The sequence below is a fragment of the Vibrio sp. 704 genome (assembly GCF_033339295.1).
Map to the genome: position 1 here is coordinate 1 of NZ_JAWOUH010000041.1, position 4475 is coordinate 4475.

The window sequence follows — 4475 nt, forward strand, 5'->3', positions numbered from 1 at the left end:
AGCGCAGTTATCGATGGAACATCTGAAATATACAGCTTACTTTTAGTTACAGGAGATAAACTAGGTATGTGTTCGTACAGCCAGTCAATAAATCCCCTGCCGTCCATCACATAAATACCACGATCTTGTGCTTCACTTATTGCTTGCTCCGAAAGCACACCCGTTGTAATTAACCACTTTTGAGATTCATCATCGTCTAGCCCACTAAGTTGCTCTACGCCATGAATACTTGTATGACCATCGTGGTGCTTAACTTGTATAGTTAGCCTAGTCGATGTAAAAGTATCAGAGCGAGATGCTTCAATATCGGCGTCAGATATATCACTCGATTGATTCTTAGCTAAAATCTTACCTTGATAACCTTCGATCTTGAGCAATTCTAAAACCAACTTTTCTAATCCATACCCACCGCTTTCTAAGTTAGTTCTGCCCTGTTGGATATTATTTAATAGCTGTTCTTTAAATGTATGAGTTGCCAGCTCTTCTGATTCAAGAAATCGAGAGTTAAATGAAACACCACCATCTTTTTCTATCTGCTGAAGTAATGACAGAATTTCATCCCCAAATTCCGTGAGGGGACCGACTGCCATTCTAATTTTTAAGCGGCTGGAAAGACCTTGAGATAATTGGTTGCGTGGGATTTTTATGATCTTTCCAGTGGAGTCTCTTAGAAAAGAAACCTTTACCCTGTTTTCTCCGTAACTAATCCCTTTCTCATACTTTTTTACATCGGATGCATGACCGATAACGATATGCTTAGAGACTGGCACGACTATTATGTCGCCTTTCTTTATATTAAAGAAACGAGTTATTTGGTTCCGTTTTCGACCAATTGAACCGTACTCTCTAAGTAGCTCATCAATTACTTCTGTAGCTGATTTAAAAGCAGAGAAATTAACTCGCTGCCAACCATAACCAATCCAATCGTCTTCTGTTAAGCATTCAGGACTTCTCACTAGAATAATGTTATCCATTAATCTTCCTTGCATAGCAATGTTCGCCGAACCATCAAATAGTTCAAACACATATTAACACTATGATACTGATAATCATGGAGTTCAATATGATTAAGCTAACTAATCTTCAACAAATCACAACCCTACCAATCACCACCACCTTACAAGAACAAATCAAATCCATACTCACCGAACCATTTCACGATACAGCAGAAACCCAACAGGCATGGGATGTGCTGCAATGTGAACTCTGGTTTCTCACATCAAAATCCGAGCTCTCTACCGTCGTCGTCGACGATATCGAAATGCTAAAACGAGCACTTACCTACACCGAATTCGAAGACGATCTGGACTACGGAGCAACACTCACCCTGAGCATTGTCGAGGACTCTGGTAAGGGTATCTACCTACTGATACCTAAGACACTGCTCACCGAATTACGCCAATATTTCTCCATCGAGAATGACTAAGGAGGCAGCGATGCAATCCCGAAAATTCAAATTCAATAAGCGCCAACTCGACTCACTCCCACCGACGCCGACGACGAGCAAAAGTAAGGAAACGGAATACACGGACGAGTTGTGTAGCGGTTTAAAATTAATCGTCAACCGTCAGGGGAGGAAGCGTTTCCTCTTTAGGTACACCTACAATCGGGTCAAAAAATCTATACAACTAGGCGAACATCCAGCGCTAGACATCAACACTGCTCGTCAGATTGCCAATGACCATAAACGGGAAATTGCTCTAGGCAATGATCCCAAGGCGATTCGTGATGAGAAGCGTAACGTGCTCACTTTTCAAGAATTTGCGGAGCTGCACTACTTACCCTACGCCATGATGAATAAGCTCACCGCCAAAAGTGATGCAGGTAGTCTCAAGCTCCATTTCTATCCGAAATGGGGTAAGAAACCTCTTACTGATATTGGTCAGCAAGATATTCAGAAATTGTTGGACGGGTTACTAGAAGGTAGGAAACCTGCAACGGTCAACCGTCTACGCTCTTTGATCCTTCGTATGTTCAGACTGGCAATGGAATGGGGCTATGTCGATTCTAATCCCGGTCAGTACATACGGAAGCTCAAGGAAAACAACGTAAGGCAAAGATTTCTCTCACGTGCAGAGGTTTCCAGCTTCATCAAGGCATGTAACGAAGAACCGAATCGAACTCAAGCCAACGCATTGAAATTTGCGCTACTAACAGGGATGCGCATAGGTGAAATAACTGGCTCAAAATGGGAGTGCCTTACTGTCGACGACGACGGCAATTGGAGCCTATTTCTACCACACACTAAGTCGGGATTGTCTAGAACGGTCCTACTCAACCACCTAGCTAAGGAGGTCATCCATGATCAACGACGATTTCAACAACCGAAGAACCCCTATATCTTTGCCGGAGATGCACCCGGTAGACCTATCGCTCATCCGAAGAAGGCATTTGCTCGAATCAAGAAAGCTGCCGGGATTACAGACAACTTCCGAATTCATGACTTGAGGCACAGCTTCGCATCGATACTGATCAATTCAGGTAATGCCACGCTCTATGATGTTCAGCATTTATTGGGGCATCAGAGTCCACAGACCAGCACTAGGTATGCTCATTTAGCTTCGAGTAGACTGAGGGAGGTAAGTGCTAATGTGGCTGAGTTGGTTGGAGGTGTGAATAAGTAATTATCTTAAGTAGCCTATTAGGGGGCTACTTAAGTCCAAACTTCAAGCTAAATAAGATATACATAACATTTTAAAGGTTAATATTTGCACTGCTTGTATTTTTTATCATTATGTACATTGATGCATTTGCTTATTTGATTGAATGTCGTTTATGAGTGATAAAAACAAAATACATGCTAATGATGGATTAGAGGCAGAGGAAGAAAGCTTTTCAGAAATAGTTATAGCTTTAGTTTCAGCCGTTGGAACAGACCTGAGTCGATTCATTAACTTAATGTCAGATGAACTAGAGTTGTACGACTTTAAACCCGAAGTCATTCGAGTTTCATCGGGTTTTTTGCAGGCACTTCAACCTGTGCCTGAAGGTTTATCAAAGCTTGAAACTATCAATTACTTTATGAATCTTGGAAATCAATATCGTAATGTGACTGAAGATAATGCAGCTTTAGCATATGCTGCTATTACCGAAATATCTCAACGACGAGCTGAAATTTTAGATGGGCTTGAGCCTCAACCATTAAAAAAGAAAGCATGGATAATTCGATCACTGAAACATCCTGATGAAGTTGCTGCTTTGAGAGAGACTTATGGCAACAGTTTATTTGTCATAGGGATTCATGCTAGCTACGAAAGTCGATTTCAATCACTTGATAATAAACGTAGAAGTACTGAAGATAGCGATGTCGTAAAGAAACTTATCTCCAGAGATGAGGATGAAGGACCAAATAACGGTCATGGGCAGCATACAAGAGATACTTTCCACTTAGCTGATTTTTTTATCGATGAAGATCAAAATCTTAATAAAAATAGGGTTGATGTGGAGCGCGTATTTAAGCTGATATTCGGATACCCATTTCTTACTCCCACGTTTGATGAATATGCCATGTATATGGCTTTCTCTGCATCTAGTCGATCTGCTGACTTATCAAGACAAGTTGGCGCAGTATTAACCAAAAATAACAATATCATATCAACAGGGGCGAATGATGTCCCTAGATCTAAAGGTGGTTTGTACTGGCCTTCCTTAGATAGCTCAAATACACGGATAGCAGATAGTCATGACGGTAGGGATTACATGCGTGGTTATGATGCTAACAAAAAAGCAATTCAAGAGGTCATTGACGATATCATTGATAAACTGGAACTTGAGAGCTCTGCTGAATTAAACAAAAAACTAAAAAATACAAAACTAAAAGATATCACAGAGTATGGAAGAGTCGTGCATGCTGAAATGGAGGCTATTTTATCTTGTGGTAGAACCAATAATAGTACTTTAGAGACAACGCTGTATTGTACAACTTTCCCATGTCATAACTGTGCGAAACACATAATTGCTGCGGGAGTATTGAGAGTTGTATATGTTGAGCCATATGCAAAAAGTAAGGCGTTTGAGTTTCACTCTGATGCAATTTCAGAAGGTTATTGTGAAGATAAAGTGTCCTTTGAGCCATTTGTTGGAGTTGGACCAAGAAGTTTCTTGAACTTCTTTTCTATGACTTTAGGTAATGGTCGAGAGATAAAGCGCAAAAAATCTTCAGGCGAGACTGTAGACTGGAGTAGAGAATCAGCTAAACTTAGGCTAAAACCTAACCCAATCCAATATATTACAAGCGAGGAATTTTCCTCAGCATTAACAAGTGAGCATTTCAAAATCTTTAATGATAAAAAATGTTAACTAACAGGAACTTATGATGAAAAAAGTTGATAACAGAGCTCTAGTCGAACACTTGGAGAAGGCTGAGCAGAAAATGGCAGCTTGGCCTCAATGGCAACAACAAATTTTCAGATCAAAAGTAACCTCTCAATCTTCTCAACTCTCTAGCCAAAGAACTGTTAGAGAGTCATCTACTA

General features: G+C 40.5%; 4 protein-coding genes. 3 read left to right on the plus strand and 1 reads right to left on the minus strand.

Translation table 11 applies throughout. The features are described from left to right. A partial coding sequence (locus R7R24_RS24065; RefSeq protein WP_054579714.1) for a restriction endonuclease occupies nucleotides 1-974 on the minus strand: 974 nt, incomplete at its 3' end. Nucleotides 975-1063: 89 nt separating this feature from the next. On the opposite strand from R7R24_RS24065, the gene R7R24_RS24070 reads away from it, so the two are divergent. The 3 genes from R7R24_RS24070 (at nucleotide 1064) to R7R24_RS24080 (ending at nucleotide 4299) form a co-directional block, all read left to right on the plus strand. Further along, nucleotides 1064-1426: a hypothetical protein gene (locus tag R7R24_RS24070; protein ID WP_191116428.1), complete on the plus strand. Its 363-nt coding sequence runs from the start codon at nucleotides 1064-1066 to the stop codon at nucleotides 1424-1426. Between the two features lie 10 nt (nucleotides 1427-1436). Next, complete coding sequence (locus R7R24_RS24075; protein WP_191116427.1) at nucleotides 1437-2624, plus strand: site-specific integrase; 1188 nt, start codon at nucleotides 1437-1439, stop codon at nucleotides 2622-2624. A gap of 151 nt (nucleotides 2625-2775) precedes the next feature. Next, nucleotides 2776-4299, plus strand: a complete 1524-nt coding sequence (locus R7R24_RS24080) for an anti-phage dCTP deaminase (RefSeq protein ID WP_054579711.1) — start codon at nucleotides 2776-2778, stop codon at nucleotides 4297-4299. The last annotated feature ends 176 nt before the right edge of the window (nucleotides 4300-4475 follow it).